The organism is Christensenella massiliensis (assembly GCF_040409835.1).
GTDB lineage: Bacteria > Bacillota > Clostridia > Christensenellales > Christensenellaceae > Christensenella > Christensenella massiliensis.
In genome coordinates, this window is record NZ_CP117826.1 from 2,496,886 (window position 1) to 2,514,299 (window position 17,414).

The 17,414-nt window shown below is 48.5% G+C and carries 17 protein-coding genes; 11 read left to right on the forward strand and 6 right to left on the reverse strand.

Annotated elements, in window-relative coordinates; all coding sequences use genetic code 11:
• The first annotated feature begins 46 nt into the window (after positions 1-46).
• The 10 genes from PUP29_RS12240 (at position 47) to PUP29_RS12285 (ending at position 10,970) form a co-directional block, all read left to right on the forward strand.
• Entirely contained in the window at positions 47-1,069 is a 1,023-nt protein-coding gene (locus PUP29_RS12240; RefSeq protein ID WP_079545427.1) for an ABC transporter permease, read from the forward strand.
• Positions 1,066-2,550, forward strand: a complete 1,485-nt coding sequence (locus PUP29_RS12245; protein ID WP_079545426.1) for a sugar ABC transporter ATP-binding protein — start codon at positions 1,066-1,068, stop codon at positions 2,548-2,550. The genes PUP29_RS12240 and PUP29_RS12245 overlap by 4 nt, the downstream gene beginning before the upstream one ends.
• 43 nt (positions 2,551-2,593) lie before the next feature.
• A complete protein-coding gene (locus PUP29_RS12250; RefSeq protein ID WP_079545424.1) occupies positions 2,594-3,820 on the forward strand; it encodes a hypothetical protein in 1,227 nt (408 codons plus the stop codon).
• Between the two features lie 82 nt (positions 3,821-3,902).
• A complete protein-coding gene (locus PUP29_RS12255; RefSeq protein ID WP_353423463.1) occupies positions 3,903-5,120 on the forward strand; it encodes an ROK family transcriptional regulator in 1,218 nt (405 codons plus the stop codon).
• 96 nt (positions 5,121-5,216) lie between these two features.
• Positions 5,217-6,350, forward strand: coding sequence for a uroporphyrinogen decarboxylase family protein (locus tag PUP29_RS12260; protein WP_353423465.1), 1,134 nt, complete (start codon positions 5,217-5,219; stop codon positions 6,348-6,350).
• A gap of 1 nt (position 6,351) precedes the next feature.
• Positions 6,352-7,014 carry a D-sedoheptulose-7-phosphate isomerase gene (locus PUP29_RS12265; protein ID WP_353423466.1) on the forward strand — a complete coding sequence of 221 codons (663 nt, stop codon included), beginning with the start codon at positions 6,352-6,354 and terminating at the stop codon, positions 7,012-7,014.
• On the forward strand, positions 7,011-7,988 hold the full coding sequence (locus PUP29_RS12270; protein ID WP_353423468.1) for an ROK family protein: 978 nt from the start codon (positions 7,011-7,013) through the stop codon (positions 7,986-7,988). Before PUP29_RS12265 ends, PUP29_RS12270 begins: the two co-directional genes overlap by 4 nt.
• Before the next feature lie 77 nt (positions 7,989-8,065).
• Positions 8,066-9,160, forward strand: coding sequence for a uroporphyrinogen decarboxylase family protein (locus PUP29_RS12275; RefSeq protein WP_353423469.1), 1,095 nt, complete (start codon positions 8,066-8,068; stop codon positions 9,158-9,160).
• Between the two features lie 66 nt (positions 9,161-9,226).
• Entirely contained in the window at positions 9,227-10,288 is a 1,062-nt protein-coding gene (locus PUP29_RS12280; protein ID WP_353423470.1) for a uroporphyrinogen decarboxylase family protein, read from the forward strand.
• A 1-nt stretch (position 10,289) separates the two neighbouring features.
• Positions 10,290-10,970, forward strand: a complete 681-nt coding sequence (locus PUP29_RS12285) for a D-lyxose/D-mannose family sugar isomerase (protein ID WP_353423472.1) — start codon at positions 10,290-10,292, stop codon at positions 10,968-10,970.
• Between the two features lie 70 nt (positions 10,971-11,040).
• Here the strand turns inward: PUP29_RS12285 and PUP29_RS12290 are convergent, their stop codons facing one another.
• The 3 genes from PUP29_RS12290 to PUP29_RS12300 all read right to left on the reverse strand — a co-directional run bounded on the left by PUP29_RS12290 (position 11,041) and on the right by PUP29_RS12300 (position 13,701).
• The gene (locus tag PUP29_RS12290) at positions 11,041-11,811 is read right to left on the reverse strand and encodes a methyltransferase domain-containing protein (RefSeq protein ID WP_079545410.1); all 771 of its coding nucleotides are present in this window, start codon (positions 11,809-11,811) and stop codon (positions 11,041-11,043) included.
• Positions 11,812-11,917: 106 nt separating this feature from the next.
• Complete coding sequence (locus tag PUP29_RS12295) at positions 11,918-13,279, reverse strand: MATE family efflux transporter (protein WP_353423473.1); 1,362 nt, start codon at positions 13,277-13,279, stop codon at positions 11,918-11,920.
• A 254-nt stretch (positions 13,280-13,533) separates the two neighbouring features.
• A complete protein-coding gene (locus tag PUP29_RS12300) occupies positions 13,534-13,701 on the reverse strand; it encodes a FeoB-associated Cys-rich membrane protein (RefSeq protein ID WP_079545406.1) in 168 nt (55 codons plus the stop codon).
• Positions 13,702-14,080: 379 nt separating this feature from the next.
• Between PUP29_RS12300 and PUP29_RS12305 the strand changes: the two genes are divergently transcribed.
• Positions 14,081-14,449 carry a metal-dependent transcriptional regulator gene (locus tag PUP29_RS12305; RefSeq protein ID WP_353423474.1) on the forward strand — a complete coding sequence of 123 codons (369 nt, stop codon included), beginning with the start codon at positions 14,081-14,083 and terminating at the stop codon, positions 14,447-14,449.
• A gap of 124 nt (positions 14,450-14,573) precedes the next feature.
• Here PUP29_RS12305 and feoB read toward each other — a convergent pair whose 3' ends face one another.
• The 3 genes from feoB to PUP29_RS12320 form a co-directional block, all read right to left on the reverse strand.
• Positions 14,574-16,715: a ferrous iron transport protein B gene (gene feoB, locus PUP29_RS12310; RefSeq protein WP_353423475.1), complete on the reverse strand. Its 2,142-nt coding sequence runs from the start codon at positions 16,713-16,715 to the stop codon at positions 14,574-14,576.
• Between the two features lie 84 nt (positions 16,716-16,799).
• On the reverse strand, positions 16,800-17,042 hold the full coding sequence (locus PUP29_RS12315) for a FeoA family protein (RefSeq protein ID WP_079545401.1): 243 nt from the start codon (positions 17,040-17,042) through the stop codon (positions 16,800-16,802).
• A gap of 83 nt (positions 17,043-17,125) precedes the next feature.
• Complete coding sequence (locus PUP29_RS12320; protein ID WP_079545399.1) at positions 17,126-17,344, reverse strand: FeoA family protein; 219 nt, start codon at positions 17,342-17,344, stop codon at positions 17,126-17,128.
• Positions 17,345-17,414: the final 70 nt, after the last annotated feature.

Below are 17,414 nucleotides of genomic sequence, written 5' to 3' on the forward strand. Positions count from 1 at the left end.
ATAGCTGTTCCGGCATCGGCAACAGCCCGCTGAAAGGAATGAAAATATGAACAGCCAAAAAACAACAGCGAAAAGTGTATTTTCAAAAATAAAGGATTCTGATATTCTTTTCCTTGTCATCGCGCTGATCGTACTGTGCGTCATTATGTCGCTGACATCGCAGGTATTTTTATCGGAACGGAATATTATGAACATGCTCCGGCAGGTATCTCTGACGGCGGTCTGTGGATTCGGGCTTACGATGGTAATATTGCTTGGCGAGATCGATCTTTCGGTCGGTTCGCAGCAGGCGATCGCAGGCCTTTGCTCGGTTGTTACGCTGAATGCAACGGGCAGCATTGCACTTGCCGTTCTTGCGGCGCTTGCAGCAGGCGCCGGTGTTGGAGCGCTTAACGGATTCTTAGTGGCAAAAGGAAAAATGAATTCTCTGATCGTAACGCTTGGCACGATGACGATCTGGAGGGGGGTAGCAATGGTCACTACGGACGCGGTTTCCATACAGGCAGCTTATCCGGATTTCCAAACTTTGGGTACAGGTTATGTAGGGCCGATCCCGAATGGTGTTATCATCATGGCAATACTGTTTGTAGCGATCTGGTATATCCTGCGGCATACGACATTCGGCCGCTATATCTATGCGATTGGGGGAAATCAGGAAGCGTCGAAATTAGCCGGACTGCCGGTGGACCGCATGAGGATCACGGTATATATCATCAGCGGTGTACTCACTATGCTTGCAGGCGTATTGCTTGCCTCACGGATGTCATCGGCACAGCCATCTGCCGGAGACGGTTTTGAAATGACGGTGATCGCCGCAATCATTTTGGGCGGTGTTTCACTGAACGGAGGGATTGGCGGTATTGGAGGCGCGTTTATCGGCATGCTGATCCTTGGGGTATTGGAAAATGGACTTACCCTATTGGACGTTTCATCCTTCTGGCAGAATATCGCAAGAGGTATCGTGATTATTCTGGCCGTTTATCTTGACGAAGTTCGTAAAGCGCGGCTGGCAAAGAAAATTGTACAGGAGCAGAAAGACCATCTGAAAAAAGAGGGAATAGCGGCATGAAAAATACACCTGTCATTGAAATTGCGGATATGCATATGATTTTTCCGGGCGTACATGCGCTGAAGGGAGTCAGCTTCGACCTCTATGCGGGAGAGGTGCATGCACTGGTCGGTGAAAACGGCGCGGGGAAATCGACGCTGATCAAAATACTTTCGGGAGTCTATCAGCGCTCGCGTGGAAAATATCTTATAAATGGGAAAGAAGCGAAGATATGTCATCCCCTTGACGCGATCAAAGAGGGAATCAGCGTCATCTATCAGGAATTGAATCTTGTATCAAGTTTATCGGCGGCGGAAAATATTTTTTTCGGACGTCTTCCCGCAAAGGGCGGCCGGGTCCAGTGGAAAAAGCTTTATGACGAGTCGCGAAAATATATGGAAATGGTAGGGCTTTCGATCAGTCCGCGGACAAAAGTACAGTATCTCAGTATTGCGGAACAGCAGCTCGTTGAGATCGCAAAGTCGCTTTCCTTGGGGGCTAAAATTATTATTATGGACGAACCGACTTCTGCGTTGAGCCCGAAAGAAGTGGAAAGCCTGTTCAAGATCATCGCACAGCTGAAGGAAAAAGGAGTTTCTATCATCTATATTTCACATAAGCTGGATGAGATTTTTGAGATCGCCGACCGAATCACAGTATTTAAGGACGGCGCAGTCGTAGGAACGAAATATCCGGAAGAGTTGAATGAAGAACAGCTGATCGAAATGATGGTTGGCAGAAAGATGGAAGATATCTTCCCGGACCGTAACGCAAATCTGGGGGAAGTGCTGCTTGACGTAAAGGGACTGACAACAGAGAAAGTGACGGATATCTCATTCCATGTGAGACGCGGAGAAATTGTAGGCTTCTCCGGATTGATGGGGGCGGGCCGCACAGAAATGACGATGGCGCTTCTCGGCATGGATAAACGGTTAGAAGGCAGCGTAGTATTGGATGGAAAGGAAATACCGCCGAATTCTCCGCTGATTGCCCGGGAATCGGGAATGGGCCTCGTGGTAGAGGATAGAAGAAAAGGCGGTATCCTGCCGAATATGAGCGTAAAAAGCAATATGACGATCGTTTCGTTGAATCAAGTGACAAAAGGGATCAGTATTTCAAGAACGGGAGAGGAAGATGTGGTTCGGGATATGATACAGCGTCTGAAAATCAAAACGCCCACGATGAACCAGCTTATTCCAAAGCTCTCGGGCGGAAACCAGCAAAAGGTCTTGCTTGCCCGCTGGCTTATGAAAAGAAATCTAAAAGTACTTGTGATCGACGAACCAACGCGGGGGATCGATGTTGGAGCAAAAGCGGAGATCTATTCGCTGATGAACGATCTTGCCGGGCAGGGCCTCGCGATCATTATGGTCTCGTCCGAGCTTCCGGAAATACTGGGAATGTGCGATAGAGTATATGTCATGAAGAGTGGCAAAATCACAGGAGAGTTTAACAGGGAAGAAGCTTCCGAAGCCGCGCTGCTGGAGAAAGCCATCCATTGATCTTTGACATTTGTGAAATTATACAGAAGTGGGGTAGTGAGGCATGAACAATGATGCGAAAATATTAAAGGAGCTCGGAAAGAAGATCGCCGAGATCGCCCATTTGCCGGTGCAGAATGAGAAGAAGGAATTGTGGCGGAAAAATAATGACCTTGAGCCAGTCCGGCCAATGGTATATATCGATCAGCTTCCATGGCACGAGCTTGGCAAAAGCGATGAACTGAAAAACCGGTGTGAGGATGAGTTTTTACGGACGGTGGAAACGGGATTGCTGCAAATGCTCTATCGCTGGCGGCATTTTCCATGCGATATGGTGGTGGAAAACAGATTGGATATCCCGCACGAAATACACAATCTCGATTATGGGATCCATATCATGGAGGATGTGCGGCAAACGGACGAATCCAACGACATCGTTTCCCATAAATATGTAGATCAGATCGATACGCCGGAAAAGCTGGAAATGCTGAAAGCAGATAAAATATGGGTAGACCATAAACTGGACGAGGAGCATTTTGAACGGTGCAGCGAAATTTTTGACGGGATACTCCCGGTGCGGTTCTCAGGCGTACAGATCCATGCGGGCGTATGGGATAGGATCGCGCAGATGAAGCCTGCTGAAGCGATCCTGTGGGACATTATCGACCGGCCGGATTTTGTGAAGGATATCGTCAGAAAATTTGTAGAACTGACAGAGGCAACGCTTACTCAGTGCGAAGAACAGGGGCTTCTGGATCCAGAGGCACAATATGTCCATTGCACGGGCGCCTATACAGATGACCTCCCAAAGCAGCAGGGGGAAAAAGCAATGGCAAAGAATGTATGGGCATTCGGTATGGCGCAGATATTCTCAACGGTTTCGCCGGATATGCATAATGAGTTTGAAATAGAGCTCGTAAAGCCGCTTTATGAAAAATTCGGGCTTCTGTATTACGGATGCTGTGAGCCGCTGGAGAATAAGATAGATATTGTGCGGAAGCTGAGTAATGTGCGAAAGATATCCGTCAGCCCGTGGGCGGACGCAAACAAGAGTGCGGAACACATGGGAGCAGATTATGTAATGTCTTTCAAGAGTAATCCGTCTTATATTGCGACAGGGGAATTTGACGAGGAATGTGTGGAAAAAAATATTCGGGGAGCGATCTGCGCGGCAAAAGAAAACGGAACACCTGTGGAGATTATCCTGAAAGATGTGAGTACGGTCTCCTATCATCTGTCGCACATCGACCGCTGGGAGAAAACAGCGATGAAGATCGTGGAGGAAGGATAAAACTCAAATAATAATGAAACAAGCGCCGAAAGGTGCTATACTGAGGATAGAATCATGATATCGATGGGCGGAAAAATACGATATGGTAAAAAGAAAAAGCAACATTGTGGTTGGAAGCTCAGGACTTATTAAATCGATCAATAAGAAAAATGTCCTGAATACGATCAAAAGAAGCGAGATGATTTCCCGCGCGGAGATATCAAGGGAAGTGAAGCTTACGATGCCGACAGTCATGCGCATATCGGAAGAACTGATTCAGGATGGTCTTGTGTGCGAAGTCGGCAAAGGGGTTTCCACAGGCGGCCGAAAACCGAATCTTTTAAGCATTGTTCCGAATGGAAGATATTTTTTAGGAACTGTTATCCAGAAAAACATACAAAGCATTGTTGCGAATATGTCAGGAGACATTCTCTCGTCTTATCGGCGCGATATCGATTATTCGGGCGGAGAAGATAAAATATTGGCACAGCTGGAGCAATGCATGGAAGAAGCTGTGCGGATGAGCGGGCTGACAGAAAATGATATCTCCTATTCTGGGATCGGAACGCCCGGTATGGGCTTTAAATATACGGAACAGGCAAGCGACGATGTGTTTTCCTATTGGGCCACAAAAAGGATGGACTTTTTTAAGGAGAAGGGGCATTTCAAATGGCCGACAGTCGTGGAGAACGTAGCAAAGCTCGGCGCGCTGGGAGAATTGGAATATGGGATCGGCAAGAGCCTTGACGACTATTTATATATTTTTGCCGATTATGGAATCGGCATGGGACGGGTAAAAGGCGGAAAACTGGACGTTGGAAACAGCGGAGTCGCAGGAGAACTTGGGCACATGTCCATTGATTTCAATGGACGGGATTGCTATTGCGGAAACAGGGGATGTCTGGAAAGCTATTGCTCCATCAACGCTCTGCTGAAAGAATACAGGCGTGAAAAGATGATGAATGGGAGCGCGGAGGGGGCAGGCTATGGCCTCCAGACGATCGAGGATGCCGCCGGACAGGGCGATCCCGTTGCGGAAGAAGTGTTAAAACGAGTCGGCAGCTGGCTGGGGATCGGATTAGCGAACGTCGTGAATATTTATAATCCGGGAGCGATCATACTTGGAGGCGAACTGGAACGAAGGTTTCCGCTGTATGTTCAAAGCACAAGCGAAACAATGATGAAGAATATTTTTATGGATAAAAGCAGAAATATAAAAGTGCTTGCCGGAACGATAGAAAAACCAATGGAAGCCTTGGGCGCAGTCGCCTTGGCGATCGAAGCCTATTTTGAAAAATATTGCAGCGATAAAACAAAATAAACAGTAAAGCATCTATCGGAAAAATATGCGCGGGAAACGCATATTGGTTTTGTGTACCTTAATTCCGGAAAAAGCAGAAAGAGAAATGGAGCAAAAATGTCACGGATAGAAAACTTCAGAGAAACGATGCGGCACAGAAAGCCGTCGGATCTGGTACTGGATTTAGGCGGGAATCCGCTTTCGGGACTGGAAGGAAAAAGCCATGAAAATTTAATGAATTTGTTTGGATTTACGAATCGGCCGAAGGAACGGTATCTTTTTGGAAAAATCGGCCGAATCGACGAGAGGATTTTGCAGTGTATGGATATTGATACGCGCTCCGTAGGCGAAATTTTGCATCCGGAACACTCGCAGTTCCGGTTTCTGACGGAAGATACTTATATTGACGAATGGGGGATCAAGCGCAAATTTACCGGAACGTATTGGGATGTAGTGGATCCGCCGCTGAAAGGAGCATCGGCAGATGATTTGGATTCTTATTTTTTCCCGGACGCCGAAAGTATAGACCGAAGCCTCATCGGCGCTATGGCGGCGGAAGCAAAAAAGCTGTGGGAAAGCGGGGAATATGTGGTCTGCGCGGAGCATCCGGTCTACGGGATATTTGAATTAGGCTGTTGGTTATGCGGATTTGACGATTTTCTGATGCGCCTTTTCCTTGATGAAGGCTTTGTCAGAAAGCTGTTCGATAAAATACTGGAATACCAGAAAAAGGTGATCGATCTTTACTATGGAGCATTGGGCGGCTATATCCACTATACTTCGAGCGGAGATGACTTTGCGATGCAGAGTGATCTTTTTATGCCGCCGCAAACCTTTCAAAAACTGGTCAAGCCTTATCTGAAAGAAAGAATAGACTATACAAAACGTTATACCGATGCATATTTTCTGCATCATTCGTGCGGAAACGTCTACAAGATCATCGGTGACCTGATCGAAATCGGCGTTGAGATATTAAATCCGATCCAGCCGGTTTCGGAGGAAATGTCTCCTTCTTGGCTGAAACAGAATTACGGAAAACAGATCGTATTCCATGGCGGGATCGATACACAGGAGTTACTGAATTTCGGCTCGGCGGCGCAGATTGATGAGTCTGTCCATCAAACGGTCGAGATATTGGATCGGGATGGAGGATATATTTTTGCGGCGGCGCACAACATACAGGACGATGTTCCGCCGGAAAATATTGTAACGATGTTTCATGCAGCAAGAAAATATGGAAGGAAACAATGAAATGAGCAGGAAAGGATCTATACGGAATATACTGGACCAGCTGCTTCAAAGATACCCTGTACTGCGTGAGAATGAACAAGAGCTTCTCGCAGCTTATGAGATACTGATAAACTGTTTTGAAAGTGACGGAAGATTGTTTGTTTGCGGAAACGGCGGGAGCGCGGCGGACGCACTGCACATTGCCGGCGAATTGATGAAACGGTTTATCCTGCCGCGAAAAACAGATGAGGCGTTTCGAAAGGAGTTTGCGCGGCTCTATCCGAAGGAGGCGCAAAGATACGGAGAATTTCTGGAAGGGGCGCTTCCTGTTTATGCGTTGGTGGAGAATGCATCGCTCAGTACGGCGTTTGCCAACGACGTCAGCCCGGAGCTCACATTTGCACAGCAGGTGTATGGTTACGGAAGAAAAAACGATGTTCTGCTTGGAATTTCAACCTCCGGCAATGCGAAGAATGTAACGCTTGCAGCAGAAGTAGCGAAAGCGAAAGGCATGAAAGTCATCAGTCTGACAGGTAAGACAGGTGGAAGTCTGAAAGAGATCGGAGACACGGCGGTCTGCGTACCGGAAAAGGAAACCTATTTGATACAAGAACTGCATCTTCCTGTTTACCATGCGTTGTGCCGGATGATCGAGGCCCATTTTTGGGAGAAAGACGATATATGAAAAACATTTTAGGGTTTGATATAGGAGGAACGAAATGTGCTGTCCTGCTTGGCCGGGTGTCAGGACAAAACGTGGATTTTTTAGGGCGCAGTTTTTTTTGGACGAAGGATACAAGCGGGGCAGACGACGCGATTAGCGTGATGCTCGAAGAAGCGGAAGCGATTCTGCAAAATAATGGTTTGACACACAAAGATATCGATGCGGCCGGAATCAGCTGCGGGGGCCCGCTCGATTCCAAAAGAGGCGTAATACTTTCGCCGCCTAATTTGCCCGGATGGGACCGTATTCCTATTGCAGAACGAATAGAGAGCCATTTTGGGGCGCCGGTACGAATACAAAACGATGCCAATGCGGGGGCGCTGGCAGAATGGCGGTTTGGCGCGGCGCAAAACGCGAACAATGCAATTTTTATTACCTTTGGAACCGGATGCGGAGCGGGATTGATACTGGACGGCAGGCTGTACAGCGGAACGAACGATATGGCGGGCGAATGCGGTCATATACGTCTAAGCGCAGTCGGCCCGGTCGGCTATGGAAAGGCGGGCTCTATGGAAGGCTTTTGCAGCGGCGGCGGCATTGCCCAGCTTGCAGGTATGGTAGCGCGGGAACATCTGCAAAGCGGGCGGAGCACTGCATACTGTGAAAGCTTGGACAGCATTGAGCACATAGATGTTAAAAAGGTCGCTGAAGCAGCCCGGAAAGGAGATGCAGCAGCATGCAAAACATTCCGGCTGGCCGGCGAATATCTGGGAAGAGGGCTTTCCATATTGGTAGATTGCCTGAATCCGGAAGTAATCGTGCTTGGAGGGATATTCGGACGGTGCCACGATCTTCTTGTACCGCCGATGGAAGCAGTCCTGAAAGATGAAGCACTGGAACGCGCACTCTCTGTGTGCCGGATCGTTCCGGCGCAGCTTGGAGAAGCGATCGGAGATTATGCGGCCATAGCGGCCTCGGGTATAAGCGATGCGTAAGTAGCGCAGATCCGTTAGAATAGCTTTTGGACCTTGAAATAATGACGGCTCACCTCAGTGGGAGGAGAATGCACACTATGAGAGGAAAACAAATAGTCGAATCGATCTATCGGGATAGGCAGCCGGAAAATAACGGTTTTTGGCTGGGAAACCCTTCAGAAAAAGCCAAGCGGCTTTATTGTACTTATTTTGACATCAGAGAGGAAGCGCTGACGGAAATCGAAAAACGGAATTTGAAGAACAGCGTACTGACCACGGAAAAGATCGGAAAGGCAGATATAGAGCTTGCAAAAGCCCTGAACAGCGACCTGCTGTGGTTTTCCCCCGAGACCGACCCGGGTGCATGGCGGCATCCGGATGGAAAACCGATGTGGGATTGTTTTCGTGAAAAAAGAATGAGTCTCGGGCAGAACGGCGTTTTTGCAGAAACGGAAGATGTTGCGGAAGTAGAGGCTTTTGACTGGCCCGACCCGAAGTATCTGGATTTTACGCAAACGATGCGCAATATCGATTATGCGGCTGAAACGGGGCTTGCCGTTTTCGGTGGGATGTGGTGCCCGTTTTTCCACGTTGCCTGCGACTTTTTTGGTATGGAGAATTATTTTATTAAAATGCACACGGATCCAAACGTCGTATTAGCGGCAACGGAGCGCATCACAGAATTTTATCTTGAGGCAAACAAACGGTGTTTTGACGCCATGGGAAATCGGCTGACATCGGCGTTTTTCGGAAACGACCTCGGCAGTCAGCTTTCGCTTCTCGTAAGCAATGAATTTTTTGATAGATTTATTGCGCCGTTCATGAAAAAATTGATCGAACAGATGAAATCTTATGGCTTAAGGGTAACAATGCATTCCTGCGGAGCGGTTTTTGACATTATCCCGCGGCTTATCGATCTTGGGATCGACGCGCTCCATCCGCTCCAAGCGAAGGCGGCGAATATGCAGCCGGAAAAGCTCGCGAGAGAATTTAAAAACGATTTGGTATTCATCGGCGGGGTTGATACACAGGAGCTGCTTCCCTTTGGAACGCCGCAGGAAGTAAAGGATGAAGTGCACAGGCTGAAAGATATTTTTGGAAGCCGTTATATCGTATCTCCCAGTCATGAAGCACTTCTTGAAAATGTCAGCATAGAAAATGTGGTCGCTATGAGCGAAGCGGCTGCGGAATAAATACCCCGTAAGCATGAGAAATAATAAGGGGGAAGAAAACCATTCAAGCAATCAAAGGAGGGAAAAATGAAGTTTCAGCCGGACTATCATAATATTGTCGATGCAGCGACAAACAAAAAACCGAAACGTATTCCGCTGTATGACCATATCATTGCGGATGAAGTAATGGAAGCGGTTTTAAAAGCTGATTTTGCCTCGCTGATCAAAAACGAGAGGAAGGAAGAATATTTTAAACAGTACACCCGTTTTTTTCTAAAGATGGGTTATGACACGGTTTCGTTCGAGCAATGTATTACAAAGATACTGCCGGGCGGCGGGGCGTTATATTGCCATGCCGATCCGGCCATCAAGAGCTTTGAAGAGTTCAAAAATTATCCATGGGATATACTTGCAGACCGTTATTTTGAGGCGTTTTCCAACGACTTTCAGACCCTCGGAAAGGTTATGCCGGACGGTATGAAGGCGATCGGCGGACCCGGAAATGGGGTGTTTGAGATCGTACAGGACCTATGCGGATATGAAGGCCTGTGCTATATAGCGGCTGACGACCCGGCGCTGTATTGCGGGATATTCGAAAAAACGGCCGATCTGATGATGGAAATTTGGAAGAGATTTTTGGAATGCTTTTCAGACAGCTATTGTGTTTGCAGATTTGGCGACGACCTCGGATTCCGTTCGCAGACGCTGCTTTCCGCCCCGGATATCAGAAAATTACTGATACCGCAGTATAAGCGCCTGATTGCACAGATACATGCGTTTGAAAAACCATTTTTATTGCACAGCTGCGGATGCATTTTTGACGTTATGGATGATTTGATCTGCGGAGCGGGAATCGACGCTAAGCATTCCAACGAGGATGCGATCGCCCCGTTCCATGTGTGGGTCGAAAAATATGGACGGAAAATCGGCAATTTCGGCGGGATCGACACCGATGTGCTGTGCCGGGAGTCTCTGGAGGAAATACGCGGCTATGTAGAAAATGTATTCCGTGAAAACGCGGGAAAACAAGGCGGGATCGCCTTTGGCTCCGGCAATTCTATTCCGGATTATGTGCCAAAGGAGGGGTATTTGACTATGGTGAATACACTGCGCTGCCTGCGCGGGGAAGAGATCGAGGAGGGATTTTAATATGAAACGGTCGGAAATACAGCGGGAGATCAGGTGGGCTAAGGAGATTCTGAAAAAACATTGTTTTTATTTGCCGGAATTCGCGGACTGGACAGTAAAAGAGTGGCGTGAAAACAAGGAAGATATTGATGTGATTTTAAAAACAATGCGCGGCTGGGATATTACGGACTATGGAATGAACGACTATATGAAAGTAGGAAGCGTTCTTTTTACGATCAGGAATGGAGCAGTCGGGCAGGAGATTGGAACTCCTTATGCGGAAAAAGTGATTCCGCTGCATGAGGGCCAGCGCCTTCCCATGCATTTCCACGCCGTGAAAACAGAGGATATTATAAACCGGGGCGGTGGAGTAATGTATATGAAGCTTTATAACGCCCTGCCGGACGGGAAGCCGAACTGGGAGGAACCAGTTAATGTGCTGATGGATGGGATATTGAAAACAGTAAATGCTGGAGAAGAATTTACTGTAGAGCCGGGCGGGAGCGTTTCGATCACGCCGCGTATGTATCATATATTCGGCGCGAAGCAGGGGGCTGGAGACCTTATTGTAGGAGAAGTGTCTTCCGTTAACGATGATAATACGGATAACTATTTCTATGAAAAGGTTTCCCGGTTTGCAGAAATAGAAGAAGACGAAGAACTGCTCTATCCGCTTTGCAACGAATATGGGAAACTCCAGTAACCATTTACCGGCAAAGAAAGGCAGCAAACCCAAAAGAGTACGGAACTCCATACTTTTTTAGGTTTTTACATTATTTTACAGCAGTAAAGAAGAAACGGGGGAACCGGAAGATGACCTTGCCGTCCGGCTGCGGTGGATATTCCTGAAGAAGCCGCATACGGATATCCGCCTCGAAATCGATGCGCTGTGCGGGTTTAAGCTGCTCCAAATAGGGCAGCAGGCCGGTTCCGCGGTACCAATCCATAATATCTTCTATGGAATCCATAATATGGTAATAGGTGGTCTGCCATATAGAAAATTCAGAAGAGATACCGGAGAGAAGCGAATAGTATTCTTCAGGAGCAAGCGTATGAAAAATACGCTTGCAGGATAGGAAACGGTCCCACTTTTTGGAGCGTATCACGGCCTCGATGATCCGGTGGACGGGCTCCTTAAAATTCATAGGCATTTGCACCGCGAGAATACCGCCGTGCCTTAATGATCCCAGTAAAGAGGAAATCAGAGCGGCATGGTCTGGGATCCACTGGATGCATGCATTGGAAAATACGAGGTCAAAATCATGAGGGAGCCGCCGCAGGCCGTCCGGGACCGTACAGACCTGCCAGTTTTCCTGCGGATAGGACTGCCGGGCTTTGCCGATCATATTCTCCGAACTATCTATACCGAGAATACAGGCCTCCGGATAACGCCTGCGCAGCACATGAGTACTGTTGCCGGGGCCGCAGCCGACGTCCAATATACGCGCGATCCCCTTTGCAGGAAGCCGTGCGGCAAGGTCGCGCGACGGCTGTGTCCGTTCATGACGGTATTTCAGATATAAAGCGGAATCCCATTGCGCCATGACTGTTACCTCGCTTCTCGGAATGAGGGCCTATCTGCCGCACCGATGCGGCTGATGCTTCCATGCTTTGAGCTATTTTAAATCGTAGCAAATCGAAAAGATAAAGTCAATGATACAGGCGCGTATGCCCAAGCGAAACCCGGTGCTTCCTGAAAAAGAGAGCTATGAATACGATACAGCACATAAACGTTAGAAGCTCGCAGGCTGGTATGGTCATCCACACGCCCTCTATGCCGAAAAGCGCAGATAAAAGGAACAGAAGGGGGATGACAAGAGCGAAGCCGCGCAGCGCAGAAATCAGAAAAGAGGGGCGGGGACGTGCGATAGACGCAAAGAATGACGTCGTGACAATATTTATCCCTGCAAATAGGAAACCAAGGAAATAGATCGTAAGGCCGTTTTGTGTAAGCGTCTGAAGCTGCTCGTTGTCTCCGCTGTTGAACAACGAAGCGATCTCGCTGGGAAATAAACGCGCTGCGAGATAAAAAAGGAGGCTGAGAACAAATGCAAGGGCTACTCCGCATAGGTAGGTGCGGAGAACGTTGCCCATGCGGGAGGCGCCATAGTTTACACTGACGACAGGCTGGATACCCTGACCGATGCCCGTAAAGACCGCAATACAGACAAGAGCAAGATTGGCTACTACACCATAAGCCGCGACGCCGATATCTCCGGCTATTCCCATGATGACGATATTGAACAGAAAGATGATGATGCCGGATGAAAACTCGGTAATAAAAGAGGGAAGGCCCGTAAAAACGATATTGCCGAGCTCGCGGGCGCGAAAATGCACTTTCTGCAGCTTGAAATGATTTTTTCTGCGTATAAAATGTGCAGAAAGAATGATCATGCTCAGAATGGGAGCGATACCGGTCGCGAGGGCTGCGCCAAAGATGCCGAGGTGCAGAGGAAAGACAAAAATATAGTCGAATACGATATTAAACAGACAGCTTCCAAGCATTCCAACCATAGCAAGACGGGGATTTCCATCATTACGCACGAAAGCAACGAGCAGGTTATTGACGATGAACGCGCAGGAAAAGAGCATCAGCATGCGGAGATACGTTGCGGTCATGGAAATGATATGCTCTCCTTGAGCTCCCAGCATTTCAGCGATAGGACGGTTTAGAAAGATGCCGCATAACGTCAGAATGACGCCTGCCGACACCGCAAGGATGAAAGCCTGTGTAAAGATGCGGACCCCCGGCTGGCTTTCACCCTTTCCCGCCGCAATAGAAAAAAGAGTAGCCGAGCCAATGCCGATCAAAAGGCCGGTACCATTGATCAGATTGTAAATGGGAAGAGCCAAATTGAGCGCAACCAAACCGTCCGCGCCTACGCCGTTTGCCACAAAAAACGTATCGGCAAGGATATACAATGAAATACCGAGCATGCTCAGAATATTCAGAGAAACATATTGGAAGAATGTCTTATAAATATTTCTGTTTAAAATAGCCGTGTGTTCCATTTTTCCTCCTATCGTCCGTCCGGACCTCTGCAAAATAAAAGGCCTGCGCGTATCCGCAGGCCTAACAATACGAAAAAGAATCGATGCAATCAACGTGGCGGCATACCCGGCGGTATAACGCCACTGCATTATCAAGTTGTCAGCGTATGCATTATAGCAAAGGAGACTTTTACTGTCAAGTACCAAAAAACGATTGAAAAAGCGGCCGTATTTATAGGCCGCTTTTCCGGAGGTCTGTATTTAAGAATGGGGGGTCAAATTTTATGTGTGTGGTCGCACTGACAGGAAGAAGAACCCTGATGCGAACACCCTTTGCAGGAGCCGCAGCACCCGCCGCTTTTTTGACTGCGAACGATTCCGCGAACCGCGAGTACAAATAATACAGCAACGACTACAATCACGAAAATATCTCCAAAACTCATTTGAACAGCTCCTTTGTTCCCGTTTCCTCCTCTGTTTTCGCTGAACGATGCATCGGAGGTCGGGAGATGCACAGCTCAGCGGAAAACATTGCAGGAGTATGTACGTATGGGGAACGTATGTTTTCTTGCGGAGCATTCGTTATGTCTTATGCTCCTGCTCCATCATTGCCTAATGGAGTGAACTTCGGGTGATTAGCTTAAGCTAACCTCTGCCGAACAATATAAGTTAGCATTAACTAACTTATGCTTAAAGTTTATCATCTGGACGACCGTTTGTCAAGCATATTTGAAAAATTTATTTGTACGCGGTCAAAGCGTATGTTACAATAAAAACAATAATCTCCGCGGCAGCGGTGCAAACACATGGAGGGGATAGGGAATGCGCGAATCTGGAGAGAATTATCTGGAGACGATCCTGCTTCTGCAAAGAAAGTTCGGCTGTGTACGCTCTATTGATATTGCAAACAGGCTGGATTATTCAAAGCCCAGTGTCAGCAGGGCGATGGGTATTTTAAAAAAGCAGGATTATATCACGATGGATAAGAGCGGCTTTATCGAGCTGACAGAAAAGGGGCTGCAAAAGGCGGAAGAGATTTATGAGCGCCATACGCTGATACAGGAATTTTTGATCGAGACGCTTGGCGTAGAGCCGGATATCGCAGAGCAGGATGCCTGCCGGATCGAGCATATCATCAGCAGCCGCACATTCAGTCAAATCAAGGAATATGTAGAGAAGCACCACAGATAAATGTGCGCCGCATTGTGCGGAAAGAACATAAGAAATAAAGGAAAAGGCCTCCGGATAGGGGGCCTTTTGTTTGGGCCGGGAGGTCCGGCCCGAGGTTTAGGAGAATCTATTATAAGGTATAAGCTTAGTTACGTGCTTCCACAGCGGAAAGCGAACGGTTCTTGGAAGGATCGTAACCCTTGCGGGCCATGAGCCATATAATAAGCGCTATCAGTGCAATGGCAATCACAGCACCCACGCCGAACGGCTGGCCGAGAACGAACACGCTGCCGAGCTGGAAGATGATGAAAGCAACGACATAAGCGAGCAGAGTCTGATAGCCGATCGCCGCCCATGTCCACTTTGCATTGCCCATTTCGCGCTTGATCGCACCGATCGCCGCGAAGCAGGGAGCGCAGAGCAGGTTGAAAGCCATGAACGAGAACGCGCTTACGACTGTGAAGCTGCCGGCCACGCTCTGGAGCAGAGCCACCGTTTCTTCCGTTGCGTCCGGGATACCGTGCAGGACACCCATCGTCGCCACGACATTCTCTTTGGCCACAAGGCCCGTGATCGTCGCCACGGAGGACTGCCAGTCTCCGAAGCCGAGCGGCGCAAAGACCGGAGCGATCGCGTTACCGATCGAGGCAAGCATACTGTCATTGATGTCTACCATCTCGAACGATGCATTGAAATTGCTGAGCAGCCAGATAACGACTGTAGAAGCAAAGATGATCGTACCGGCTTTTTTGATGAACGATTTTCCGCGTTCCCACATGTGCATCAGAACGCCTTTTGCGCCCGGAGCACGGTATTGCGGGAGCTCCATGACGAAAGGAGCAGGCTCTCCTGCGAAAGGCTTTGTCTTTTTCAGGATAATACCCGAGATGATGACCATGCCAATGCCAAGGAAGTATGCGCACGGCGCCAGCCACCATGAATTTTCCGGGAACATCGCGCCTGCGATAAGGGCGATGATGGGAAGCTTCGCACCACAGGGCACGAAAGTGGTCGTCATGATCGTCATACGGCGGTCGGACTCATTTTCGATGGTACGGCTTGCCATAACGCCGGGAACACCACAGCCCGAAGCGACGAGCATCGGAATAAAGGATTTGCCCGAAAGGCCAAAACGACGGAAGATACGGTCCATGATGAACGCAATACGCGCCATATAGCCGCAGTCCTCTAAAATACCGAGCAGGATGAACAGGATCAGCATCTGCGGTACAAAGCCGATGATCGCACCGACGCCGCCGATGATACCGTCTACTACAAGGCTCTGCGCCCAATCGGCCGCGCCGATGGCCTCAAGGCCGCTCGTTGCCCAGCCAGAGATATATTCGCCGAACAGTACATCGTTTGTCCAGTCTGTAACGATAGTACCAAGCCAGCTTACCGATATGAAATACACGAAAAACATTACGCCGATGAAGATCGGGATCGCCGCGATACGGTTGGTGACGACGCGGTCTATCTTGTCAGAAATCGTCATTTGCTCCGCACGCTTTTTCACGCATTCACGCATCAGACCGTGGATATAAGTATAACGCTCATTGGTGATGATGCTTTCACTGTCGTCATCATATTGGTTTTCACATAATTTGATGATCTCGTCGATTTTTTGACGAGTATCTGCCTTGAATTTGAAATGTTTTTCTATTTTTTCATCACGCTCGAACAGCTTGATGGCATACCAGCGCAGATTTTTCTTTTCAACCACGCCGTCAAGAATGCCCTCTATGTCGGTGAGAGCAGCCTCTACGTCGGCCGCAAATTTATGGACGATAGGCTGTATCTCGACTGCTTTGGCAAGAGACAGCGCAGTCTCGATCAGTTTGGAAAGGCCGGTTCCCTTGAGGGCCGACGTTTCGACAACGGGGCAGCCCAGTTTTTCGCTCAGCTTTTTTATATCGATCTTATCGCCGCGCTTCTTGATGACGTCCATCATGTTGAGCGCAATGACGACGGGAACGCCCGTTTCCAAAAGCTGCGTGGTAAGATACAGGTTACGCTCGATATTTGTTGCGTCTACGATGTCGATGATAACGTCGGGACTCTCTTCTAATAAATAATTTCGTGCGACGACTTCCTCGAGTGTGTAGGGGGACAGGGAATAGATGCCCGGCAGGTCCGTAATGATAACGTCCTTATGCTCCTTTAATTTACCTTCTTTCTTTTCAACCGTTACGCCCGGCCAGTTGCCGACGTACTGCGACGCGCCCGTCAAATTGTTGAACATCGTGGTCTTGCCGCAGTTTGGGTTGCCTGCTAATGCAAGTTTCATTTGCTTCCTCCTCTTCAAAAGTTAGTTGAAGCTAACAGTGCTTCTTAAAAAATGCAGGGGAAACCCTGCCGTTTTTAGAAAACGTTAGCCTACATGGATCATCTCAGCGTCTGCCTTGCGGATAGAAAGCTCGTAGCCGCGTACAGTGATCTCCACCGGGTCCCCGAGCGGGGCAACCTTGCGGACGTAGACCTGTGTACCTTTCGTAAGGCCCATGTCCATAATTCTGCGTTTTACCGCGCCCGAGCCCGTCAGTCTCGTGATCGTCACCGTTTGTCCGCACGGCGTGTTGCGCAGAGTTTTTTCTCCGGATACATCCTGATTCATATCGCTCCTCCTTTCCGGTATGCGCCGCAAAAGGCGCAAAAATACAATACTTCCGAACGCAAAGGCGTTTCAGGCAAAAATTTTTATGCTTCCGCTACCATGATCCGGTTGGCCATAGTTTTGCTGATCGCAATACGCGTATCTTTTACATTTACGATCATGTTTCCGCCCATTTCGGAAACGACGGTCACATGCTCGCCCTCTACAAAGCCAAGGCTCCCCAAAAAATGACGCACATCGTCTTTGCCTTTGATTTTGCAGATAAAAGCCCTTTTTCCCGCTGGGGCAAGTGTAAGAGGCATAATAGTAAACACTCCTTCCGATTAGCACAAGCTAATAGTATGGACCAATATATGGGTTAGCGTTCCCTAA